Origin of the sequence: Streptomyces sp. SID5464 (genome assembly GCF_009862985.1) — a bacterium.
Classification (GTDB): domain Bacteria; phylum Actinomycetota; class Actinomycetes; order Streptomycetales; family Streptomycetaceae; genus Streptomyces; species Streptomyces chartreusis_D.
This window is the reverse complement of sequence record NZ_WWIQ01000056.1, coordinates 130954-153885: the sequence shown is the minus strand read 5'-3', so window position 1 is coordinate 153885 and position 22932 is coordinate 130954. Positions and strand designations below refer to the sequence as shown.

The window sequence follows — 22932 nt, the reverse complement described above, 5'->3', positions numbered from 1 at the left end:
TTCAGGGGCGCGGGGAACTGCGCGAACAACCCCGACGCACCCCCAGCCGCCACGACAGGGCACAGCCCTATGGCGCGGGGGCGAAATCCAACAGCACCTTGCACGACCGACTCCGATCAGCGGCCAGGGCAAAAGCAGACTCGGCATCCGCCACAGGCACCACCGCACTGACGAGCCCGTCGAACGCCGCTTCCCCCGCAAGCAACTCAAGCGCCTGCTCGAACTCCCCGTCGAAGCGAAACGCCCCCCGCAGCTCGATCTCCCGGCTCACCACAAGGTTCCCCGCAAACGCACTGTGCCCCGCCGGCAGCATCCCCAACTGCACGACGACCCCACCCCGCCGCACCCGCCGCAGACACGCGTCCAGCCCCGCGGCCACCCCGGACGCCTCGATCGCGACGTCCACCTCGGCGGGCCACGCCGGGTCGTCGGGATCATCGGCCCGTACGAGAGTCCCGGCCCCGGCGACCCGCGCGTACTCCAGCGCCTCGGGCAGCAGATCCGTGACGGTCACCCGCGAAGCCCCCGCCGCCTTCGCCGCGGCGACCACGAGACAGCCGATGGGCCCGGCACCGGTCACCAGGACGTGCCGCCCCGCCACCTCCCCGGCCCGTCGCACCGCGTGCAGTGCGACGGACAGCGGTTCGGCGAGAGCGGCCCGGCGCAGTCCCAGACCGTCCGGCAAGGCCCGCACCTGCTCGCAGGGCACGACGACCTGCGCCGCGAATCCCCCCTGCACATGCGGAAAACGCGCCGCACTGCCCAGGTACCGCGTGTCCCGGCAGACGTTCCGCCGCCCGTCCGAGCACTCCGGGCACACCCCGCACGGGGTCGCCGGATGCACGGCGACCGCGGCACCCGGTACGGGCCCCGACGCGCCGGCACCGTACTCGACCACCGTGCCGACGACCTCGTGCCCGAGCACCATCGGCTCCCGGAGCCGGAAGTCGCCGACCCCGCCGTGCCGCCAGTAGTGCAGATCGGACCCGCACACCCCGCCGTAGCGGACGGCGACCAGCGCCTGCCCCGGCCCGGGCACCGGAACCGGCAACTCCGCGACCCGGAGGTCACCTTGGCCGTGGATCACACAACCCAGCATCACAGCCTCCCGGTTGGTCACAGCACGCTCGTCATGCCGCCGTCGACATACAGCACCTGCCCGCTGACGAAGTCGGCCGCGGGGGAGGCGAGGAACAGCACGCCGCCCACCAGGTCCTGGGTGCGGCCCCAGCGGCCGGCCGGGGTGCGCCGCCGCACCCAGGCACTGAACTCCTCGTCCTCGACCAGCGGCCGCGTCAGCTCGGTCTCGATGTAGCCCGGGCCGAGCCCGTTGACCTGCACACCGCTCGGACCCCAGTCCGCGCACATGCCCTTGGTGAGCATCTTCAGCGCACCCTTGGTGGCGGCGTACGGCGCGATCCCGGGCCGTGCCACCTCGCTCTGCAGGGAGCAGATGTTGATGATCTTGCCGTGGCCGCGTTCCGTCATCCGCCGCGCCGCCTCCCGGCCGACCAGGAAGGCACTGGTCAGGTTGGTGTCCAGGATCCGGTGCCAGTCGGAGTCGGTGAACTCCAGCAGCGGGGCGCGCAGTTGCATGCCCGCGTTGTTGACGAGGATGTCGAGCGGGCCCACCCGCTCCTCGACGTCCGCGATCCCGTCCGCCACGGACGATCCGTCGGTCACGTCGAACGCCGCCGTGTGCACCCGGCCGCCGGGCAGCCCGGCGGCGGCCTCGGCGAGCCGGTCCTTGTCGCGTCCGTTCAGGACGACCGTGCAGCCGGCCTCCGCCAGACCACGGGCGAGCGCCAGTCCGATGCCCCGGCTGGAGCCGGTCACCAGCGCCGTACGGCCGCTGATGTCGAAGAGGGGGTGAGCCGTCATGGCCGCGGCACTCCTAGATCACGAGGGACAACAACAGGACGATGCCGCCGGCGACCACCGAGATGATCGTCTCCATGACGGACCAGGTCTTGATGTTCTGACCGACACTCAGCCCGAAGTACTCCTTCACCATCCAGAACCCGGCGTCGTTGACGTGGCTGAAGAACAGCGAGCCGGCGCCGATGGCGAGGACCAGCAGGGCCGCGTGCGTGGTCGACATGTCGGCGGCGAGCGGGGCGACCAGACCGGCGGCCGAGACCGTCGCCACCGTCGCCGAACCGGTCGCCAGCCGGATCACCACCGCGATCAGCCAGGCCAGCAGCAGCGCGGGAATCGACCAGTCCTTGGAGATGTCCAGGACCATCTGGCCCACCCCCGTGTCGATCAGGGTCTGCTTGAAGCCGCCGCCCGCGCCGACGATCAGCAGGATGCCCGCGATCGGCGCGAGGCTCTTCTCGACGAGCGGCGAGATCCGCTCCTTGGAGAACCCGGCGGGCCGCAGCAGCGTGAAGATGCCGACCAGCACCGAGGCGAGCAGGGCGATCATCGGGGCGCCGATGACGTCGAAGACACGCTGGACCAGGTTCTCCGGGTCGTCCACGACGATGTCGACCAGCGCCTTGGCGAGCATCAGGATCACCGGCAGCAGGATCGTGAACAGCGTGGCGCCGAAGCCGGGGCGCTTGTCCAGGTCCTCGGCGGCGCGCTGCGGAATCATGCGGTCCGGGGCGGGGACGTCCACCCAGCGGGCCGCGTACCGCGAGAACAGCGGACCGGCGATGATCACCGTGGGTATGGCGACGAGGACACCGAGCGCCAGCGTCACCCCTAGGTCGGCCTTGACCGCGTCGATCGCCACCAGCGGACCCGGGTGCGGCGGCACCAGGCCGTGCATCACGGACAGGCCCGCGAGCGCCGGGATGCCGATCCGCATCACCGAGTAGTTGCCGCGCTTGGCGACCATCAGCACCACCGGGATCAGCAGCACGATGCCGACCTCGAAGAACAGCGGCAGTCCGATCACGGAGGCGATGAGCACCATCGCCCACGGCATCGACCGCCCGCCGGCCTTCGCGAGGATGGTGTCGACGATCTGGTCGGCGCCCCCGGAGTCGGCGAGCATCTTGCCGAGGACGGCACCGAGGGCGATCAGCACGCCGACGCCCGCGACCGTGGTGCCGAGGCCGGTGCTGAAGCTGGTGAGGACCTTGTCCAGCGGCGCCCCGGCGATCGCGCCGAGCGCCAGCGACCCGATGGTCAGCGCCAGGAAGGCGTGCAGCTTGGACTTGGTGATGAGCAGGACGATGACGGCGATGCCCGCCAGGACGGCGATGCCCAGCTGAGCGTGGCCGGCCGAGGTGATCGGCTCGGGTGCGTCCGCTGCCAGCATCTCGACGCTGAGTCTGGTCACGGGGAGGGTTCCCTTGCGTTGGAGGGGACTGGGGGAGAGGGCCGTCAGGGGCTACTGGACGGGCTCGGGGAGGTCTTCCAGGGCGAGCGCCGCCCGCTCGGTGATCTCCTCCGGGCTGCCCGAGACGTCCACGTCGACCCCGGCCTCGTCCGCCTGGAGCGGCTGGAGCGTGGCGAACTGGGAGTCGAGCAGCGCCGTGGGCATGAAGTGCCCCTGCCGGTGCGACATCCGGTCCTCGATGAGCGCGCGGTCACCCGTGAGGTGCACGAAGACCACGCCGGGCGCGGCGGCCCGCAACCGGTCGCGGTACGACCGCTTCAGCGCCGAGCAGCTGACCACCCCGCCGAGCCCGGCCCGCCCGTGCGCCCACGCGCCGATGGCGTCCAGCCAGGGCCGGCGGTCCTCGTCGGTGAGCGGCGTTCCGGCCGACATCTTGGCGATGTTGGCCTGCGGGTGGAAGTCGTCGCCCTCGGCGTACGGAACGCCGAGCCGGGCCGCGAGCAGGGGACCGATGGTGGTCTTGCCGGTGCCGGCGACGCCCATGACCACGACGACGTGGGGGGTGTTCATCGCTGCCTCACTGTCTGCTGTCTCCGTCGACACGTGATGTCGACGCAACTGAAACCCATTAGGTACGACGAATTCAAGAGGCCGTGACAAATAAGTCTGACTTTATGGCTCCGTGATCTACCACGTACGCTGAGTGCATGAGCACACCGGGCCGGGGGCTGCACGGCCATGTACTGGACACCCTCGGCCCCGAGATCACAGCGGGTGAGTACCCGCCGGGCAGTGTCCTGCGCACGGACGAGCTCGCCCAGCGTTTCGACGTGTCACGCTCCGTGATGCGCGAAGCGGTCCGCGTCCTGGAGTCCATGCACCTGGTCGAGTCCCGCCGCCGCGTGGGTGTGACCGTGCGCCCGAAGTCCGAGTGGAACGTCTACGACCCGCAGGTCATCCGCTGGCGCCTGGCCGGCAAGGACCGCGCTCCCCAGCTGCGCTCCCTCACGGTGCTGCGCTCGGCGATCGAACCGGTCGCCGCGGGCCTCGCCGCCCGGCACGCCACGTCGGAGCAGTGCGCCGAACTCACCCAGTGCGCCCTCGGCATGGTCGCCAATTCACGTGGTCACAAGCTGGAGGAGTACCTCGTCCACGACATGGCCTTCCACCGCGTCATCCTGGACGCCTCCGGCAACGAGATGTTCGCCCGCCTCGGCGATGTCGTCGCCGAGGTCCTGGCCGGCCGTACCCACCACGACGTGATGTTCGAGGACCCCGACCCCGCCGCCGTCACCCTGCACGTCCAGGTCGCCGAGGCGGTCCGCGCCGGCGACGCGGCCCGCGCGGAGGAGCTGACCCGCGAGATCACGGTGGGCGCCCTCCAGGAACTGGACATCCTGGCGCCGTAGCGGTCCCGCTACTGCACGAAATCCCCGTCGACGTACACCCAGGCCCCGTCGACGCGCTCGAAACGGCTCCGCTCGTGCAGCGCCCCGCCCCGGTACGAGGCCCGGAACTCCACGGCGCCGCCGGAGTGGAAGGCCGAGCCGTCACTCGTGCCCAGGATCTCCAGCCCGGTCCACCGCATCCGCGGATCCAGTTCCAGCGTGCCGGGCCGCGTCCGCGGATGCCATGTCCGCAGCAGATACCCGGCGTCCCCCTTCACGAAGGCGCTGTACCGGGACCGCATCAGTGCCTCGGCGGTCGGCGCGGCGGCGGCACCGGAGTGGTAGCGGCCGCAGCACGCCTCGTAGGCCTGGGGCAGCCCGCACGGGCAGGAACGGCTGGTCATGGTCACCCTTCCGCGACAACGCCTGAGGGCCGTGACCTCGCGGTCACGGCCCTCAGCTTCGTGTGTCCGAGGGGGGACTTGAACCCCCACGCCCGATAAAGGGCACTAGCACCTCAAGCTAGCGCGTCTGCCATTCCGCCACCCGGACAAGGTGTCTGTCGCGCGGGTTCTCCCCGCGGCGACGACGTAAACATTACCAGGCTCTCGGGGGTGGCCGATCACACCCCGCCCGCACCCGGCCGGGCGTGAACGGCGTGTGACGGGCCGGGAGCGGTCTTGGGGTGCGGGCCGGGGCGAGGGAGGATGAGGGGGACCCACCAGCAGTGACAGCGGGAGGAAGCACGTGAGCGAGACGGACACGGCCAGGAGCGTCACCGGCGAGGACGAGGTCGTGGACCTCTGCCGCGAGCTGATCCAGATCGACACCAGCAACTACGGCGACCACTCGGGTCCGGGCGAGCGCAAGGCGGCGGAGTACGTCGCCGAGAAGCTCGCCGAGGTGGGGCTCGAACCGCAGATCTTCGAGTCGCACCCGGGCCGCGCCTCCACGGTGGCCCGGATCGAGGGCGAGGACCCGTCCCGGCCCGCGCTCCTCATCCACGGGCACACCGACGTCGTACCGGCCAACGCGGACGACTGGACCCACCACCCCTTCTCCGGCGAGATCGCCGACGGCTGCGTGTGGGGCCGCGGTGCCGTCGACATGAAGGACATGGACGCGATGACCCTCGCGGTCGTCCGGGACCGACTGCGCAGCGGGCGCAAGCCCCCGCGCGACATCGTGCTCGCGTTCCTCGCGGACGAGGAGGCGGGCGGCACCTACGGCGCCAAGCACCTCGTGCGCAAGCACCCCGAGCTGTTCGAGGGCGTCACCGAGGCGATCAGTGAGGTGGGCGGGTTCTCGTTCACCGTGAGCGAGGAGCGCCGGCTGTACCTGATCCAGACGGCCGAGAAGGGCATGCACTGGATGAAGCTCACCGTGGCCGGCACGGCCGGGCACGGGTCGATGATCCACCGGGACAACGCGATCACCGAGCTGTCGGAGGCCGTCGCGCGGCTGGGGCGGCACAAGTTCCCGGTGCGGGTGACCAAGACCACCCGCGCCTTCCTCGACGAGCTCGGTGACGCGCTCGGCACCGAACTCGACCCCGAGGACATGGAGTCGACCCTGGCGAAACTCGGGGGCATCGCCAAGCTCATCGGCGCGACCCTGAGCAACACGGCCAATCCCACCCAGCTCGGTGCCGGCTACAAGGTCAACGTCATCCCGGGCGAGGCGACGGCGCACGTCGACGGACGGTTCCTGCCCGGATACGAGGAGGAGTTCCTCGCCGACCTCGACCGGATCCTCGGCCCGAAGGTTCGGCGTGAGGACGTCCACGCCGACAAGGCAGTCGAGACCACCTTCGACGGGGCGCTCGTGGGGGCGATGCAGTCCGCGCTGCTGGCCGAGGACCCGACCGCCAAGGCGATCCCCTACATGCTCTCCGGCGGGACGGACGCGAAGTCCTTCGACGACCTCGGCATCCGCGGCTTCGGCTTCGTGCCGCTGAAGCTGCCGCCGGAGCTGGACTTCGCCGGCATGTTCCACGGCGTGGACGAGCGGGTGCCGGTGGAGGGCCTGAAGTTCGGCGCGCGGGTGCTCGACCGGTTCATCGACGCGTCCTGAAACAGTCATCCGAAACGGCCACATGAAACAGCCACACGAAACAGCGCTATTCGGTCGGGTGTGCGAGATCGACTGGGAAGGGTGAATGCGACCATAAGCTCGTAGCCTCATTACTCCCTCCTCGTTACAGGTAATGCGATCGCAAGATGGGTCGCTTTGCCAACTAGGAGGAATAATGATCAAGAAGGTCGTCGCTGCTGCGGCTGCCACCGGTGGGCTGGTTCTCGCGGGCGCGGGCCTGGCCGTCGCCGACTCGGGTGCCCAGGGTGCCGCTGTGCACTCCCCGGGTGTCGTGTCCGGCAACGTCGTTCAGGTGCCCGTTCACGTCCCGGTGAACGTCTGCGGCAACACGGTCTCCGTGATCGGGCTGCTGAACCCCGCCTTCGGCAACACCTGCGTCAACAAGTGACGCTCCCCCCTCTTTGAGGGGAGTTCAAAAGCCATCGGTCCCGGAGCGCATGCCATGCGCTCCGGGACCGAACGCTTCTTTCGAGGAATTCGAGAAGAATTCGAGACAGGGTCGAAGGCAGGTATTCAGCAATGCGACAGGCTACCCGCAAGGGTCTGATGACCGTGGCGGCCGCGACCGGCGTGATCGCCGCCGCGGGCGGCTCCGCGCACGCCGCCGCGGGCGCACAGGGTTCCAGCTCGGGCTCGCCCGGCGTGCTGTCCGGGAACACGGTGCAGGCGCCGGTGCACGCGCCGGTCAATGTGTGCGGGAACACGGTCAACGTGATCGGCGTCCTCAACCCGTCGGTGGGCAACTCGTGCGCCAACCAGGGCGGTGGATCGTCGTCGGGGGGACACGGCGATTCGGGTGGCCACGGCGGCTCGCACGCCGGCGGCCATGCCAGTGACTCGCCCGGCGTCGGCTCGGGCAACCACGTCCAGGCGCCGATCCACGTGCCGGTGAACGTCTGCGGCAACAGCGTCGACGTCATCGGCGTCGGCAACTCCAGCACGGGCAACGACTGCGCGAACGGCGGCTCCGGCGGACACCACACCCCGCCCGGCGGCGGCCACGAGAACCCGGGCCAGCCGGGCGACCCCGGTCACCCGGGCGACCCCGGAAACCCGGGCGACCCCGGAAACCCGGGCAACCCGGGCGACCCAGGGAACCCGGGCAAGCCCGGTGACCCGGGCGATCCCGGAAAGCCCGGCGAGCCCGGTGACCCCGGCACCCCCGGAAAGCCGGGCGACCCCGGCACCCCGCCCGGCGCGGACGGCGAGACGCCGGGCGGCTCCTCGCGCGGCAACGAGCCGGGCGGCCAGTTCGTCACCCAGCCCAAGGGCGACTCCCAGCTCGCCAGCACCGGCAGCGACCTGCCGCTCGGCCTCGCTCTGCCGGCCGGGGCGGGCGCGCTGCTCGCGGGCTCGATCCTCTACCGCAAGGCGCGCACCTCGGCCTGACAGCCCCGGAAACGCCTGACACCTGCGGAAAACGGAGCGGGCCCCGCCGATGCGGGGCCCGCTCCCGTGTGTGCCTTCTCCCCGTGCCCGTCTCAGCTCACCACGTGGCCCGCACCTGACGGATGATCCGCCGGCGCAACCGCACCTTGCGGCTGCCGTCGCGCAGCAGGCTCAGACGGTGCAACTCCCAGTGTCCGTACTCGGCATGGTCCGTCAGCAGACGCGCCGTTTCCTTGCGGGAGACCCCGCGAGGCACGTACACGTCGACAAATTCGTATTCCGGCATCGCATCTATTGTGCGGGCTGGGGCCTGGTACGGATAGCGTCTGCACTATGTCTGATGCTGCGCAGCCCACCGCTGCCGAGGTACGCGCCGCCGCCGAGGCGGTCAAGACCGCGCTCGACCGCCACCTGGCCGCGGTCGAACGCAGGTCGGGGGAGGACGACCCGGCCGTCTACGAGGCGTTCAACCAGCTGGCCGCGGCCGCAGAGGTGTACGACGAACTGCTCTACGACCGTTACGACGAGGTCACACCCTTCGAGATCCCCGGTACGGAGGACGCGCTGCCCCCGTACACCGGGCCCGAGGAACCGAACGCGCTGAGCGTACTGATCCGCCGCGACTACGCGGTCGCGGAGCCGCAGCGGCTGCTCGCGCATGCGCAGCGGATCGAGGCCGCGGAGGGCGAGGACGGCCCGGCCGCCTCCGGGACGATCCACGGTGCGCTCGGCCTCCTCTTCGGCGAGTTCGAACCCGACGAGATCGCCTCCCGGCACAAGGAGTTCGGACTGGAGGAGGGCGACTCCACGCTCTGGGTGACGGCGGCGGAGGAACCGGCCGACCCCGGCGAGTGGCTGGAGGCACCGTTCGAGCAGGTCGATCCGCAGAGTGTCGTCTGCCGCTTCGACGTCAGCGCCGTGTTCGACGACGAGATCGACGACGTCGACGACGATGACGACGAGGCGGAGGAGCTGGAGGACGACCTCGACACCGACCTGGACGAGGACGAGGACCTGGAGCCGCTCGACGCGGACCGCCGCTGAGCGCACACATCAGCCACCCGACGGCGGTGGTCACGGATCCTGCCCGTGACCACCGCCGTCGTCAGCTGCTGATCTGCGGGGCGAGCAGCACCGGAAGCCGGGTCGTCCGGGGCTTCGCCGGCACCTCCGCCACGGCCCTCGGCAACGCCTGTTCCACCCCGTGCACGACGGACAGATGGCGGTCGGCCCGCCCGAACGCCGTGTACACCCACGGCCGGCTGAGGGCCTGAGCGGCATCGCCGGGCAGCACCACGACCACCGCGGGCCACCGGCTCCCCACCGCCTGGTGAGCGGTGAGCGCCCAGCCGTGCCGCACGGACTGCTCCACCCGCTCCTTCGGTACGACCAGGTCCTCGCCCTCGCACGACAGGTGCAGCCCCTCGGCATCCGCCGTGACCACGCGGCCCGGCAGCGCACGGCCCGGCACGGGCGAGTAGACGATCCGGTCACCGGGATCGAAGCCGCCGAAGCGGCCCGGGCCCGGATTGAGCCGCTCCTTCAACGCCGCGTTGAGCACCCGCGTGCCGACGGCACCGCCGTGCCCCGGTGTGATCACCTGCGTCTGTTCGGCCGGTACGCCGATCGCCCGCGGCACCGAGTCCACGACGAGCTGCACCGTCCGGTGCACGGCCTCGCCCGCGTCCCGCACCGGCACGATCACGACCTCCTTGCCGGGGGCCTCGACCTGGTTCAGCTCGCCGATGCCGATACCGGAGACCAGCTCGCCCAGCGGCCCGGGATCCGGCTGCCGCGAGGCGACCTGCGGGCAGATCCGCGCCGCGAGCAGATCCGCGAACACCCGTCCCGGACCCACGGACCACAGCACCGCCGGATCCCCGGCGAGCACCAGCCGCGCCCCGTCCGGCAGCGACTCCGTCAGCAGCGCGGCCGTCTCGACATCCAGCTGCGGCGCGTCGAGCACGACGAGCAGATCGAGGTCCAGCGTCCCGTCGGCATCCCGGCCCGGTCCTTCGGCACCGGAGAGCAGACCGGCCACGGTGGCCACGGGGGAGGGGGCACCGGGGGGCCGGCGCAGCAGGGCCGCGAAGCGGGTGCGGCCGATCGGGCCGTGGGTGGCGGCCCAGGCGCGCAGGCCGAGGGTGTGCGCGGCGGCCAGCAGTGCCGCGGGCTCGGTCAGGGAGGACTCGCCGCCGGTGTGCAGGACCAGGCCGTGCGTGGCGACCGCGCGGAGCAGCTCAGCCGTCGAACCCCGGGCCGCGGCGGCGACCCGCTCCCAGTCCTCGGCCGAACCGTCCTGCTTGGGCACCGAGTTCACCAGCCGGGCCAGACCGTCGGCCAGGCTCTCCTCCGCGAGCGCGTAGCGTTCGAGCCCGACCAGGACCCGGACCGGACGCTCCTCGTCCTCCTCCGCGCCCTCCTCCTCGGTCCGGGCCGGCGCGCCGCCGGTCTCCTCCAGGGCGTCTTGGAAGACCAGCGCCTCACCCTCCGCGATCGCGTCCTGCACGGCACCGTCCGGGTCCGGCACGCCCCGTTGGGCCAGGGCCGCGAGGAGCGCCGGCATCTCCAGGGCGGTGTGCCCGGCCAGCGCGGCCTGCTCCAGGAGCCAGCCGGTGACGGCCCGGCCCCTTCGCCCGTCGTCCGGGCCGCACTCGGCGCCGAGCAGGGCGCGGGCGAACCCGTCGGCCTGCTCGGGCCGCACGCCGGCGACCCGCAGCAACTGCCAGGGATCAGCCCGCAGCAGCTCGTCCGCGCCCTCGCCGAGTGCCGCCGCCACCTGCGGGGCGAGGACCTCGGGGGCACCGCCCTCGCCGAGCACCTGCCGTACGGCCCGCACCGTCGCAGGCTGGGGAGCCGCGGGCGCGGCGACGGCCTCGGCCGCCACCGATTGCGGCCGTCGTACGGGCTCCGGGGCGGAGCGGCGGGGGGCGGGCTCGGGCTCTGCGAACACCGTGGCGACCGGCTTCTCGCCGCTCTCCACGGCCCGGACGGCCGCGAGCAGATCGGCGGCCTTGCCGCTCAGCTTGGTGCCGGCCTCGATCGGCGCCTTCTTCCCGGCCTTCCGCTGCTCGATACGCTCCCGCTCCGCGCGCTGGGCCCGCAGCTCGGCCTCGGCCTCGGACACGTCACCGGCATCAGCTGTGTCCCCGTCGGTTCCCCCGGCTTCGGACACCTCACCGGAACCGGCTGCTGCCCCCTCGGTCCCCTCGACCCCCTCGGTCTCCGCACCACCGGTCGGCGTCCCCGGCTCGGCGTCCTCCGTGGTCTCCGGCTCCGTGCTCACAGCGTGCTCCAGTCGTGATCGGGATAGCGGTGCACAGGCGCCGACACGTCGTCGAGCGCCCGGCAGATCTCGTCAGGAAGACTAAGGGTCTCCACTGACAATGCCGCCGTGAGCTGCTGCGCGTTGCGCGCGCCGACGATGGGCGCGGCCACCCCCGGGCGGTCGCGGACCCAGGCCAGGGCCACCTGGAGCGGCGTCACCGCGAGACCGTCGGCCGCGGTCGTGACGGCGTCCACGATGCGTCCCGCCGTGTCGTCCAGATACGGCGCGACGAACGGCGCGAGGTGCTCCGAGGCACCGCGCGAGTCCGGCGGCGTCGTGTCGCCCCGGTACTTGCCCGTCAGCACCCCGCGCCCCAGGGGCGAGGAGGGCAGCAGCCCGATGCCCAGGTCCAGCGCGGCCGGCAGCACCTCGCGCTCGACGCCCCGCTGGAGCAGCGAGTACTCCAGCTGCGTGGCCGCCAGCCGGGTCCGCGTGCCGGGGGCCGCCAGTTGCCAGGTCGCGGCCTTGGCCAGCTGCCAGCCGCAGAAGTTGGAGACGGCGGCGTAGCGGGCCCGGCCGCTGGCGACCGCGAGATCGAGGGCCTGGAGGGTCTCCTCCAGCGGGGTGTCCGGGTCGAAGGCGTGCACGTGCCACAGGTCGACGTAGTCGGTGCCGAGCCGGGAGAGCGAGGCGTCCAGCGCGGAGAGCAGGTGGCCGCGGGAGGTGTCGAAGCGGCGGTCGGGATCCGGCACGCTGCCGGCCTTGGTCGAGATGACCAGGTCCCGGCGGGCCACCAGGCCGTCCATGAGCCGGCCGAGCAGGTACTCGGCCTCTCCGTCGCCGTAGACGTCCGCGGTGTCGACGAGGGTCCCGCCCGCTTCCCAGAACGTCTTCATCAGGTCCGCGGCGTCGTGCTCGTCGGTGTCCCGTCCCCAGGTCAGGGTGCCGAGCCCGATCCGGGACACACGCAGGCCGGTGCGGCCGAGATGCCTCTGCTCCATGAACGCCGAGATTACTGGCCAGAACCTTCCCTGTGGTGGGCTGTGGACAGCCGATTTCCCGGTCCTGGCCACGAGTTGTCCGCACCACTGCCCGCCGCTGGGCCCGCGCCGAGCCGCGCGCTAAGGTCTCCCCACGTGCACGTTACTGATCGGTAAGGGGATGCGGCATGCAGCTCGGTATCAACCTCGGCTACTGGGGTGCCGGAATGGACGCGGACAATCTGGCCGTCGCCCAGGAGGCCGACCGGCTCGGATACGCCGTCTGCTGGGCCGCCGAGGCCTACGGGTCCGACGCCGCCACCGTACTGACCTGGGTCGCCGCCCAGACCGAACGGATCGACGTCGGCTCGGCCATCTTCCAGATCCCGGCCCGCCAGCCCGCGATGACCGCCATGACGGCGGCCACCCTCGACTCCCTCTCCGGCGGTCGCTTCCGCCTCGGCCTCGGCGTCTCCGGCCCGCAGGTCTCCGAAGGCTGGTACGGCGTCAAGTTCGACAAGCCGCTGGCACGCACGCGTGAATACGTCGAGATCGTCCGCAAGGCCATGACGCGCGAGCGCCTGTCCTACGAGGGCGAGCACTGGACGCTGCCCCTGCCCGGCGGCCCGGGCAAGCCCATCAAGCTCACCGTGCACCCGCAGCGCGAGCACATCCCGCTGTACATCGCCGCGATCGGCCCCAAGAACCTGGAGCAGACCGGCGAGATCGCCGACGGCGCCCTGCTGATCTTCCCCTCCGCCGACCACCTGGAGGAGACGACGATCAAGTACCTGCGCGCCGGCCGCGAGAAGGCCGGCGAGACGCTCGACGGCTTCGACGTCTGCCCGACCCTCCCGCTCGCCGTCGGCGACGACAAGGACGTCGCCGCGCTCGCCGACACCTTCCGCCCCTACACGGCGCTGTACGTCGGGGGCATGGGCAGCCCCAAGCAGAACTTCTACAACCAGCTCGCCCAGCGCATGGGCTACGAGAAGGAGGCCGCCGAGATCCAGGGCAAGTACCTGTCCGGCGACAAGCAGGGCGCCGCGGCCGCCGTTCCGCACGAGCTGATCGACAAGACCACGCTGCTGGGGTCCGTCGACCGGATCGCGGACCGGATGAAGGCCTACGCGGCGGCCGGCGTCACCACCCTGAGCCTCGCCCCGGCGGGCTTCACCCTCGACGAGCGGCTCGCGTCCCTCCGCGCCGGCACCGAGGCCCTGGAGCGCGCCGGGCTCGCCTGACACGGCGGAACGCGTCGGAGTTGTCTGCGGCCGTGGTGGGGGCTCGGGGGTCTTCCCCGCCACGGCCGTCACGCAGAACAACGCCCCGCGCCTCCCGCGGTTACGCCGGGATCTCCCCGCCGCGGGCGGGCCGGCCCGTAGTCGTGCCGGTCTCCCGTGTCCTCCGTTCGGCGGAGTTGTCCGACGTACCTGTTGCAGCGCCTGCGGTCCCGCACTTGACTCGTTCTTTGCGACGAACCTGCGGAATCACGCAGCACGCGCACGTGCGCGGGAGAGGTGCTCACGATGCTTTCGGCCAAGAGTGTGTTCCAGGAGATCCTCGCCAACGACGAGTCCTTCGCCCTGTTCTGCTCCATCGCCGCGAGCGGCGAGTCCCAGGGCGGCTGGGAGAACGCCCGTATCGCCGCGCTCGTCCCCGACAGCGAGCGAGGACTCGCGCCCAAGATCACCCGGCACGGCGCCGACGAGGACAAGCACGGCCGGATCTTCAACGCCCTGATGAAGAAGCGCGGCCTCGACCCCGTCCCGGTCCCGCCCGAGACCGACTACACCATGCTCCTGGAGAAGAACGGCATCGGCCTCGCGCACGAGCAGCTGAGGCGCGACGAGCCGCTCACGGTCCAGGACATCGTCACCTACCTCTCGCACAGCAGGGTCACCGAACAGCGCGCCTCCGAGCAGATGGAACTGCTCCGCAAGCACTTCGCCGACGACCCGGACATCGGCCGCGCGGTCAGGCAGATCTCCAACGACGAGGACAACCACCTCGCCTACTGCCACGAGGAACTGCTGCGTTTCGCCTACGCGGGCCACGGCCGGGCCATCCAGCGGACCCTGCGCGCGTGCGCGCTCGCCGAGATCCGGATCTACCGGGACGTCAGCCTCGCCGTCATGGCGAACATGGGCCGCATCCTCGGCTGGTCCAGGGCGAAGTCGGCGGTGCTCGCGGCGGGCATCCACGCGATGTACGCGTACGAACGGCTGGGCGGCTGGCGCCGGATGGTGTCGCTGAAGATGCCCGAGCGCCGCGACGCCCTCGGCGGGCCCGCCTCCGCGGCACCCGAGTTCGCCTGAGCCCGCCCGCTCCACCACCGGCCCCGGCCCGCTCTACAACCAGCCCCGGCGCTTGAACAGCCGGAACACCAGCACCTCGAGAACGGCCATCACCGCGATCAGCGCCGGATAGGACCACTCCCAGTGCAGCTCGGGCATGTGCTCGAAGTTCATGCCGTAGATCCCCGCGACCATCGTGGGGATCGCGGCCATGGCCGCCCACGCGGAGATCTTCCGCATGTCGTCGTTCTGCCGGACGCTCATCTGCGCCAGATGCGCGGAGAGGATGTCCGACACCAGCCGGTCCAGGTTCTCCACGGACTCGTTCACGCGCGTCAGGTGATCGCTGACGTCGCGGAGGAACGGCCGGGCCCGGTCGTCCACGAACGGCACCGTCACGCCGGACGGCGCCGTGCCCGCCAGCCGGCTCATCGGCAGGGCCAGCGGCCCGGTCGCCCGGCGGAACTCCAGGACCTGCCGTTTGAAGTTGTAGATCCGGGACGCGGTGTGCCGCGAGCCCCCGTCGTCCGGGGAGAAGACCTCCGCTTCCAGCCCCTCCAGGTCGGCCTGCAACTCGGTCGCGACGTCCAGGTAGTGGTCGACGGCGGCGTCGGCGACCGCGTACAGCACGGAGGTGGGGCCGTTGCCCAGCAGCTCCGGCTCCTGCTCCAGCCGGTGCCGTACGGCCTTCAGGGGGGCGCCCTCGCCGTGCCGGACGGTCACGACGAACGAGTCGCCCAGGAAGATCATGATCTCGCCGGTGGAGACGGTGTCGCTCTGCGGCTCGTACGCCACGGGCTTGAGCACCACGAAGAGCGAGTCGTCGTACACCTCCAGCTTGGGCCGCTGGTGGGCCTTGAGGGCGTCCTCGACGGCCAGTGGATGCAGCCCGAACTCCTGCGTCACGAGATCGAATTCGCGCTCCGTCGGCTCATGCAGCCCGATCCACACGAAACCCCCCGCCGCACGGGCCTCACCCAGGGCGTCGGAGAAGTCCTCCGGCCCTTCCGACCGGTGTCCCTCGCGGTAGATGGCACAGTCGACGATCACGAAGCGAGTCTCCCGTCATTCGAACGACACCGTACGCGCGCGTGCGCCTACGCTGGACCGCATGCCCACGTTGATCCTGGTCCGGCACGGACGTTCCACCGCCAACACCGAGGGACTGCTCGCCGGCTGGACGCCGGGTGTCGCGCTCGACGAACGCGGCGCCGCGCAGGCCGCCGCGCTGCCCGGGCGGCTCGCCGAACTGCCCCTCGCCGAGATCGTCACCAGCCCGCTCCAGCGCTGCCAGGAGACGATCCGGCCCCTGCTCCGGGCCCGGCCGGACCTCAGCCCGCACACCGACGAGCGCATCGGCGAGTGCCACTACGGCGACTGGTCGGGGCGCAAGCTCGACGAGCTCAAGGACGAGCCCCTGATGGAGGTCGTGCAGGCGCACCCGTCCGCTGCGGCGTTCCCCGGCGGGGAGTCGATGCGGGCCATGCAGACCCGTGCCGCCGAGGCCGTACGCGAGTGGAACGCGCGCGTGGAGCGCGACCACGGAGCCGACGCCGTCTACCTCATGTGCTCGCACGGCGACATCATCAAGTCGCTCGTCGCGGACGCGCTCGGACTTCATCTGGACCTCTTCCAGCGGATTTCCGTTGAACCGTGTTCCATCACCGCGATCCGCTACACCCGACTGCGCCCGTTTCTCGTCCGCCTCGGCGACACCGGCGACTTCACGTCCCTGGTGCCGCGTGAGGAACCGCCGGGCGACGAGGCCCCCGTCGGGGGTGGTGCGGGCGCACCGTGATCGTCGGCCGCAGTAGGGTGAAGCGGTCGCAGCAGTGCCGTAGTCACACGGTTCCCACGATTCCAATGGAGACAGGACGTGTCCCGTCAGGTGTTCCTCTACGACCATCCGGAGCGTTTCGTGGCCGGTACGGTCGGACTGCCCGGGCGCCGTTCGTTCTTCCTCCAGGCCTCCGCCGGCTCCCGGGTGACCAGCGTGGCCCTGGAGAAGACCCAGGTCGCCGCGCTCGCCGAGCGCATGGACGAACTGCTCGACGAGGTCGTACGCCGTAGCGGAGGCAGCGCCTCCGTCCCTGCCGTCGCACCGTCGGACATCACCGACACCGCCCCGCTGGACACTCCCATCGAGGAGGAGTTCCGCGTCGGCACGATGGCGCTCGCCTGGGACGGCGACGAGCAGCTGATGATCGTCGAGGCGCAGGCGCTCGTGGAGCTCGACGCCGACTCCGAGGAGGACCTCGCCGAGGCCGAGGAGCGGCTGCTCCAGGACGAGGAGAACGGGCCCCCGATGCTGCGGGTCCGGCTCACCGGCGCGCAGGCGAGGGCCTTCGCCAAACGCGCCCTCGACATCGTCAACGCCGGGCGGCCGCCGTGCCCGCTGTGCAGCCTCCCGCTCGACCCGGAAGGACACGTATGTCCGCGCCAGAACGGATACCGCCGCGGAGCGTGACACCTCCTCCGGACGCCGCCGACCTGCTCGCCCGGGGCGAACTCACCGTGCGCGGACGCATCCGTGAGGCGTCCAACGCGGCCCTGTACTGCACGGTGTCCCACGACGGCCGGGACGCGGCGTGCATCTACAAGCCGGTCGCCGGGGAGCGGCCCCTGTGGGACTTCCCCGACGGGACGCTGGCCCAGCGCGAGGTCGCCGCGTACGAGGTCTCCGAGGCGACCGGCTGGGGCCTCGTCCCGCCCACCGTGCTGCGGGACGGCCCCTACGGCGAGGGCATGTGCCAGCTGTGGGTGGAGGCGGCGCCGGAGGCGGAGCTGCTCGCCCTGGTCGACGGGGAGGAACCGGAGCCGGGCTGGAAGGCCATCGGCTTCGCCGAGGTCGGCGAGGGCCGCACCGCGCTCCTCGTGCACGCCGACGACGAGCGGCTGCGGCGGCTCGCGGTGCTGGACGCCGTGCTCAACAACGCCGACCGCAAGGGCGGGCACCTGCTGCCGACCGGCGAGGGGCGGCTGTACGGGATCGACCACGGGGTCACCTTCAACGTCGAGAACAAGTTGCGGACCCTGCTGTGGGGGTGGGCGGGGGAGCCCCTCACCCGGGAGGCCGTCGACGTCCTCGAGGGCCTCAGGAAGGCCCTGGCGGACGGCGGTCCCCTCACCGCCCGGCTGCAGCCGCTGATCACCGGCGCGGAGATCGACGCCACACGCGCGCGGGTCGGCGCCCTGCTCGCCTCGGGGAAGCATCCCGAGCCGAGCGGGGAATGGCCGGCGATCCCCTGGCCACCCGTGTAGCAGCACATACGCCGAGCTCCCGCAAGAGTGCCTTCTCGGTCGTCCGGCCCGCTCCCATTCGTATATGGAACTTCAGTCCGGTTAGGCTCATGGCATGCATGCCTGGCCCGCTTCCGAGGTCCCCGCCCTGCCTGGTCAGGGCCGCGACCTGAGGATCCACGACACCGCGACCGGCGGCCTCGTCACCCTCGACCCCGGTCCCGTCGCCCGTATCTATGTCTGTGGCATCACCCCGTACGACGCCACGCACATAGGACACGCGGCGACCTACAACGCGTTCGACCTCGTGCAGCGCGTGTGGCTCGACACCAAGCGGCAGGTTCACTACGTCCAGAACGTCACCGACGTCGACGACCCGCTCCTGGAACGCGCCCAGCGCGACGGCCTCGACTGGGCCGCGCTCGCCGAGCGGGAGACGGCCCTCTTCCGCGAGGACATGACGGCGCTGCGGATGCTGCCGCCGCGACAGTACATAGGTGCCGTCGAGGCGATACCCGGGATCGTCCCGCTCGTCGAGCGGCTGCGCGACATGGGCGCGGCCTACGAACTCGACGGCGACGTCTACTTCTCCGTCGAAGCCGACCCGCACTTCGGCAAGGTGTCCGGGCTGGACGCCGCGGCGATGCGGCTGCTGTCCGCCGAGCGCGGCGGTGACCCGGAGCGGCCGGGCAAGAAGAACCCGCTCGACCCGATGCTGTGGATGGCGGCCCGGGAGGGCGAGCCGAGCTGGGACGGCGGATCGCTCGGACGCGGACGGCCCGGCTGGCACATCGAGTGCGTGGCCATCGCCCTCGACCACCTCGGCATGGGCTTCGACATCCAGGGCGGAGGCTCCGACCTGGCCTTCCCGCACCACGAGATGGGCGCCTCGCACGCCCAGGCCCTCACCGGCGAGTTCCCCATGGCCAAGGCGTACGTACACGCCGGCATGGTCGCCCTCGACGGCGAGAAGATGTCCAAGTCCAAGGGCAACCTGGTCTTCGTCTCCACGCTCCGGCGCGACGGCGTCGACCCGGCCGCCATCCGGCTGGCGCTGCTCGCCCACCACTACCGCGCCGACTGGGAGTGGACCGACCAGGTCCTCCGGGACGCCGTCGCACGGCTCGGCCGCTGGCGGGCCGCCGTCTCCCGGCCCGACGGGCCGCCGGCTCAGGCGCTCGTGGAGGAGATCCGCGAGGCCCTCGCGAACGACCTGGACGCCCCGGCCGCGCTCACCGCGGTCGACCGCTGGGCCGCGCTCCAGGAGCAGAGCGGCGGCACCGACGAGGGCGCCCCCGGGGTGGTCTCCCGGGCGGTGGACGCGCTGCTGGGCGTGGCGCTGTAGCCCCACGGCACGCGAAGGGGCGCCTCCCGGCCGGGAGGCGCCCCTTCTGCTGTCCTTCTGCCGTGCTCGGCCCCGCTCAGTCCTCCGACGACTCCTCGTCGTCCGTACCCGGCTTGGGCGGCTTCGGCGGGCGCGTACGGCCGCCGGGGTTGTCCCGCAGGTACGACGTGCTGTCGCTGCCGTCCGCCGTGGCGTGCCCGCCGGAGGCGGTCGGTCCGCCGCCGTCCCGGCGCCGCAGATAGCGCTCGAACTCGCGGGCGATCGCCTCGCCGGACGCCTCCGGCAGCTCGGCGGTGTCCCGGGCCTCCTCCAGCGACTGGACGTACTCGGCGACCTCGCTGTCCTCGGCGGCCAGCTGGTCCACGCCGACCTGCCAGGCGCGCGCGTCCTCGGGCAGCTCGCCCAGCGGGATGCGCACGTCGATCAGGTCCTCCAGCCGGTTCAGGAGAGCCAGCGTGGCCTTCGGGTTCGGCGGCTGCGACACGTAGTGCGGCACCGCCGCCCACAGCGAGACGGCCGGCACGCCCGCGTGCGTGCAGGCCTCCTGGAGGACGCCGACGATGCCCGTGGGCCCCTCGTACTTGGTCTCCTCCAGGTCCATGCGGCGGGCCAGGTCCGGGTCGGACGTCGTCCCGCTGATCGGCACCGGGCGGGTGTGCGGGGTGTCACCGAGCAGGGCGCCCAGGACGACCACCAGTTCCACGCCGAGTTCGTGTGCGAAGCCGAGCAGTTCGTTGCAGAACGAACGCCACCGCATGGACGGTTCGATACCCCGGACGAGGACGAGATCGCGTGGCTTGTCCCCGCCGACCCGGACCACCGACAGCCGCGTGGTCGGCCACGTGATCTTGCGGACGCCCGCTTCCATGAACACCGTGGGGCGGTTGACCTGGAAGTCGTAGTAGTCCTCGGCGTCCAGCGCCGCGAAGACCTCGCCCTTCCATTCCCTGTCCAGATGCGCGACCGCGGTGGAGGCGGCGTCGCCGGCATCGTTCCAGCCCTCGAACGCGGCCACCATGACCGGGTCGATCAGCTCGGGAACCCCCTCGAGCTCGATCACCCAGCGCCTCCTTCCGACGTGCCCTCGCGTACCCCCCAACCTTACGGCGTGCCAAGGGGGCGCCCGCAGCCCCCTCGCAGGGGGAGTGACCCCATCACTGCCCCGCGAACCACCCCTGAACACCCCGGATTCGTCCGAGCTGTCCGTGAGACCCTGGTCACAGCGTGGAGCGCAGCCACTGCTCCACGCTCGCGATGTGCACCGTCGCCCAGGAGCGCGCCGCCTCGGCGTCCCGGTCCCGCAGGGCCGCGAGGATCGCCCGGTGCTCGCGCAGGGTGCGGCCGACCGCGTCCTCCTGGGTCAGGCCGCGCCAGATCCGGGCCCGGGTGGTGGGACCCGACAGCCCGTCGAGCAGGGAGCACAGCACGGAGTTGCCCGAGCTCTGCACGATGCCCCGGTGGAACTCCAGGTCGCAGGCGACGAGGTCCTCGACGGACGGGTCGTCGCCGAGCTTGTCCAGCTGGGCCGTGAGCGCGTCGAGCTGCTGTTCGCTGATCCGCAGGGCCGCCATGGCCGTCGCGGCCGGCTCCAGGATGCGGCGGACGGCCAGGAACTCCAGGACCGTGTCGTCGCGGTGGAAGTCCACGACGAAGCTCAGCGCCTCCAGCAGGAGTTGCGGGTCGAGGCTGGTGACGTAGGTGCCGTCGCCCTGCCGGACGTCCAGGATCCGGATGAGGGAGAGGGCGCGTACGGCCTCCCGCAGGGAGTTGCGGGACAGGCCGAGGTCGGCCGCGAGTTCGCTCTCCTTGGGCAGCCGGTCGCCCGGCCGCAGCGCGCCGGAGACGATCATGCCCTTGATCTTCTCGATCGCCTCGTCGGTGACTGCCATGGCCGGCCTCCCTGTCGCTCAAGACCTCCGACGTATCAGGTCATTATGGGGGGTCGGGAACGCGGAAGGGGCGGCTCCGTCGGCGTGGAACCGCCCCTCCCGGCCAGGGGATCCCCCCGGTGGTGCCTACTTCTTGTCGAGCAGGTCCTGGACCTTGGCGCGGACGTCGTCCGTGGCCAGGCCGCGGATCGTCAGCGTCGTGCGGCGGCGCAGCACGTCGTCCTGCGTCTCGGCCCACTCGTGGTCCCGGGCCCAGACGACCTGCGCCCAGATCTCCGGGGCGTCCGGGTGGACGCGTTCGGCGAGCTCGGGGCTCTCGTTGGCCAGGCGGGCGATGTCGAACGCGAGCGAGCCGTAGTGCGTGGCCAGGTGCCTGGCGGTGTCGGCCGCCATGCGCGGGCCGGGCGCCGGGCGGTCGGTCAGCAGCCGGTGGGCGACCGCGCGCGGGTTGGCGATGCCGGGCAGCGGCAGCTTCTTCGGCAGGGAGCTGATGGGCTCGAAGTCGTCGCCCAGCGGGTGGCCCGGCAGCGACTCCAGCTTCTTCATGATGGTCCGGCCGATGTGGCGGAACGTGGTCCACTTGCCGCCCGCGACGGACAGCATGCCGCCCTTGCCCTCGGTCACCACCGTCTCGCGCTTGGCCTTCGCGGTGTCGCCGGGGCCGCCCGGCAGCACCCGCAGGCCGGCGAAGGAGTACGTGATGAGGTCCCGGCTGAGCTGCTGGTCGCGGACCGAGAAGGCGGCCTCGTCGAGGATCTGGGTTATGTCCTGCTCGGTGACCGAGACGTCCGCCGGGTCGCCCTCGAAGACCTCGTCGGTGGTGCCGAGCAGCAGCATGTCCTCCCAGGGGAGGGCGAAGGTGATGCGGTACTTGTCGATCGGGGTGGCGAGCGCGGCCTTCCAGGGGGAGGTGCGCTTCAAAACCAGGTGCGCGCCCTTCGACAGGCGGATGGACGGGGCCGCGTTCGGGTTCTCCATCTTGCGCAGGTGGTCGACCCACGGGCCGGTCGCGTTCAGCACCAGCCGGGCGTTGACGCCGAACTCGTCGCCGGACAGCCGGTCCTTGAGCTCGGCGCCGGTGACCCGGCCCTGGGTGAAGCGCAGGCCCGTCACCTCGGCGTGGTTGAGGACGACCGCGCCCGCCTCGACAGCGCCGCGGACCGTCATCAGCGCCATGCGCGCGTCGTTCATCTGGTCGTCGCCGTACACGGCCACGGCCTTGAGGTTCTCGGTGCGCAGCTCGGGCACGTCCTGTGCGGCCTTGGCCGGCGAGAGCAGGTGCCCGACGCCGTCACCGAAGGCCGACAGCGCGGAGTAGGCGAAGACGCCCGCCCCGAGCTTCGCCGCGCCGTGCGGCCCGCCCTTGTACACGGGGAGGTAGAACGTGAGCGGGTTCGCCAGGTGGGGAGCCACCTGCCGGGAGACCGCACGGCGCTCGAAGTGGTTCTCCGCCACCAGCTTCACCGCGCCGGTCTGCAGGTAGCGCAGACCGCCGTGGAGCAGCTTGGAGGAGGCGGAGGAGGTGGCACCGGCGAAGTCGCCGGCGTCGACCAGAGCCACCCTGAGGCCGGACTGCGCGGCGTGCCAGGCGGTGGAGATGCCCAGGATGCCGCCGCCGATCACGAGAAGGTCGTACGACGCCTTGGCGAGCTGCTCCCTGGTCTCGGCTCGGCTCGGGTTCGAGCCGGAGGACGGGTGCGTCCCCAGGGCAGGCACGGACTTCAGGGTGGACTGAGTGGTCATGCTGTTT

At 71.6% G+C, this 22932-nt stretch carries 23 protein-coding genes and 1 tRNA gene; 11 read left to right on the top strand and 13 right to left on the bottom strand.

Features of this window, described 5'->3' with window-relative positions:
- Positions 1–67 precede the first annotated feature (67 nt).
- From GTY47_RS27955 to GTY47_RS27940, 4 genes are read right to left on the bottom strand one after another with little or no spacing between them, the layout of a single operon-like run.
- Entirely contained in the window at positions 68–1099 is a 1032-nt protein-coding gene (locus GTY47_RS27955; RefSeq protein WP_029181549.1) for an L-idonate 5-dehydrogenase, read from the bottom strand.
- Between the two features lie 17 nt (positions 1100–1116).
- Entirely contained in the window at positions 1117–1881 is a 765-nt protein-coding gene (locus GTY47_RS27950; RefSeq protein ID WP_010045425.1) for an SDR family oxidoreductase, read from the bottom strand.
- A gap of 13 nt (positions 1882–1894) precedes the next feature.
- Entirely contained in the window at positions 1895–3292 is a 1398-nt protein-coding gene (locus GTY47_RS27945) for a gluconate:H+ symporter (RefSeq protein ID WP_010045424.1), read from the bottom strand.
- A 51-nt stretch (positions 3293–3343) separates the two neighbouring features.
- Positions 3344–3862 carry a gluconokinase gene (locus GTY47_RS27940; RefSeq protein WP_010045423.1) on the bottom strand — a complete coding sequence of 173 codons (519 nt, stop codon included), beginning with the start codon at positions 3860–3862 and terminating at the stop codon, positions 3344–3346.
- A gap of 137 nt (positions 3863–3999) precedes the next feature.
- Here GTY47_RS27940 and GTY47_RS27935 point away from each other — a divergent pair, with 137 nt between their 5' ends.
- Positions 4000–4701, top strand: a complete 702-nt coding sequence (locus tag GTY47_RS27935) for a FadR/GntR family transcriptional regulator (protein ID WP_010045420.1) — start codon at positions 4000–4002, stop codon at positions 4699–4701.
- Between the two features lie 8 nt (positions 4702–4709).
- On the opposite strand, the gene GTY47_RS27930 is transcribed toward GTY47_RS27935, so the two are convergent.
- Entirely contained in the window at positions 4710–5084 is a 375-nt protein-coding gene (locus GTY47_RS27930) for a YchJ family metal-binding protein (RefSeq protein WP_010045418.1), read from the bottom strand.
- A 63-nt stretch (positions 5085–5147) separates the two neighbouring features.
- Positions 5148–5232: transfer RNA gene (locus GTY47_RS27925), tRNA-Leu, on the bottom strand.
- A 195-nt stretch (positions 5233–5427) separates the two neighbouring features.
- On the opposite strand from GTY47_RS27925, the gene GTY47_RS27920 reads away from it, so the two are divergent.
- The 3 genes from GTY47_RS27920 (at position 5428) to GTY47_RS40455 (ending at position 8163) form a co-directional block, all read left to right on the top strand.
- Positions 5428–6753, top strand: coding sequence for a M20/M25/M40 family metallo-hydrolase (locus GTY47_RS27920; RefSeq protein WP_010045416.1), 1326 nt, complete (start codon positions 5428–5430; stop codon positions 6751–6753).
- Between the two features lie 175 nt (positions 6754–6928).
- Positions 6929–7162 carry a chaplin ChpH gene (gene chpH, locus GTY47_RS27915; protein ID WP_010045414.1) on the top strand — a complete coding sequence of 78 codons (234 nt, stop codon included), beginning with the start codon at positions 6929–6931 and terminating at the stop codon, positions 7160–7162.
- A 131-nt stretch (positions 7163–7293) separates the two neighbouring features.
- Positions 7294–8163, top strand: coding sequence for a chaplin family protein (locus GTY47_RS40455; RefSeq protein WP_010045412.1), 870 nt, complete (start codon positions 7294–7296; stop codon positions 8161–8163).
- A 97-nt stretch (positions 8164–8260) separates the two neighbouring features.
- Here GTY47_RS40455 and GTY47_RS27905 read toward each other — a convergent pair whose 3' ends face one another.
- A complete protein-coding gene (locus GTY47_RS27905; protein WP_010045410.1) occupies positions 8261–8449 on the bottom strand; it encodes a DUF5703 family protein in 189 nt (62 codons plus the stop codon).
- A gap of 47 nt (positions 8450–8496) precedes the next feature.
- On the opposite strand from GTY47_RS27905, the gene GTY47_RS27900 reads away from it, so the two are divergent.
- Positions 8497–9207, top strand: a complete 711-nt coding sequence (locus GTY47_RS27900) for a hypothetical protein (protein ID WP_010045408.1) — start codon at positions 8497–8499, stop codon at positions 9205–9207.
- Between the two features lie 61 nt (positions 9208–9268).
- Here GTY47_RS27900 and GTY47_RS27895 read toward each other — a convergent pair whose 3' ends face one another.
- Positions 9269–11449 (bottom strand): helix-hairpin-helix domain-containing protein, encoded by a 2181-nt coding sequence (locus GTY47_RS27895; protein WP_010045405.1) that lies wholly within the window; start codon positions 11447–11449, stop codon positions 9269–9271.
- On the bottom strand, positions 11446–12432 hold the full coding sequence (locus tag GTY47_RS27890) for an aldo/keto reductase (protein WP_010045401.1): 987 nt from the start codon (positions 12430–12432) through the stop codon (positions 11446–11448). The genes GTY47_RS27895 and GTY47_RS27890 overlap by 4 nt, the downstream gene beginning before the upstream one ends.
- A 167-nt stretch (positions 12433–12599) precedes the next feature.
- Between GTY47_RS27890 and GTY47_RS27885 the strand changes: the two genes are divergently transcribed.
- Together GTY47_RS27885 and GTY47_RS27880 are read left to right on the top strand one after the other, a co-directional pair.
- Complete coding sequence (locus GTY47_RS27885; protein WP_010045399.1) at positions 12600–13655, top strand: LLM class F420-dependent oxidoreductase; 1056 nt, start codon at positions 12600–12602, stop codon at positions 13653–13655.
- 285 nt (positions 13656–13940) lie between these two features.
- Positions 13941–14729, top strand: coding sequence for a ferritin-like domain-containing protein (locus GTY47_RS27880; protein WP_010045397.1), 789 nt, complete (start codon positions 13941–13943; stop codon positions 14727–14729).
- A gap of 33 nt (positions 14730–14762) precedes the next feature.
- On the opposite strand, the gene corA is transcribed toward GTY47_RS27880, so the two are convergent.
- Positions 14763–15758 (bottom strand): magnesium/cobalt transporter CorA, encoded by a 996-nt coding sequence (gene corA / locus GTY47_RS27875; RefSeq protein ID WP_010045395.1) that lies wholly within the window; start codon positions 15756–15758, stop codon positions 14763–14765.
- 61 nt (positions 15759–15819) lie between these two features.
- Here corA and GTY47_RS27870 point away from each other — a divergent pair, with 61 nt between their 5' ends.
- From GTY47_RS27870 to mshC, 4 genes are all read left to right on the top strand, one after another.
- Positions 15820–16506 (top strand): histidine phosphatase family protein, encoded by a 687-nt coding sequence (locus GTY47_RS27870; RefSeq protein WP_010045393.1) that lies wholly within the window; start codon positions 15820–15822, stop codon positions 16504–16506.
- Between the two features lie 78 nt (positions 16507–16584).
- Positions 16585–17175 (top strand): DUF3090 domain-containing protein, encoded by a 591-nt coding sequence (locus GTY47_RS27865; protein ID WP_010045390.1) that lies wholly within the window; start codon positions 16585–16587, stop codon positions 17173–17175.
- Positions 17139–17969: an SCO1664 family protein gene (locus GTY47_RS27860; protein ID WP_050810312.1), complete on the top strand. Its 831-nt coding sequence runs from the start codon at positions 17139–17141 to the stop codon at positions 17967–17969. Before GTY47_RS27865 ends, GTY47_RS27860 begins: the two co-directional genes overlap by 37 nt.
- 94 nt (positions 17970–18063) lie before the next feature.
- Entirely contained in the window at positions 18064–19293 is a 1230-nt protein-coding gene (gene mshC / locus GTY47_RS27855; protein WP_010045386.1) for a cysteine--1-D-myo-inosityl 2-amino-2-deoxy-alpha-D-glucopyranoside ligase, read from the top strand.
- A gap of 76 nt (positions 19294–19369) precedes the next feature.
- On the opposite strand, the gene GTY47_RS27850 is transcribed toward mshC, so the two are convergent.
- From GTY47_RS27850 to GTY47_RS27840, 3 genes are all read right to left on the bottom strand, one after another.
- Positions 19370–20353: a PAC2 family protein gene (locus tag GTY47_RS27850; protein WP_010045384.1), complete on the bottom strand. Its 984-nt coding sequence runs from the start codon at positions 20351–20353 to the stop codon at positions 19370–19372.
- A gap of 157 nt (positions 20354–20510) precedes the next feature.
- Positions 20511–21182, bottom strand: coding sequence for a FadR/GntR family transcriptional regulator (locus GTY47_RS27845; protein ID WP_010045382.1), 672 nt, complete (start codon positions 21180–21182; stop codon positions 20511–20513).
- A gap of 126 nt (positions 21183–21308) precedes the next feature.
- Positions 21309–22925, bottom strand: a complete 1617-nt coding sequence (locus tag GTY47_RS27840; protein ID WP_010045380.1) for a glycerol-3-phosphate dehydrogenase/oxidase — start codon at positions 22923–22925, stop codon at positions 21309–21311.
- Positions 22926–22932 lie beyond the last annotated feature (7 nt).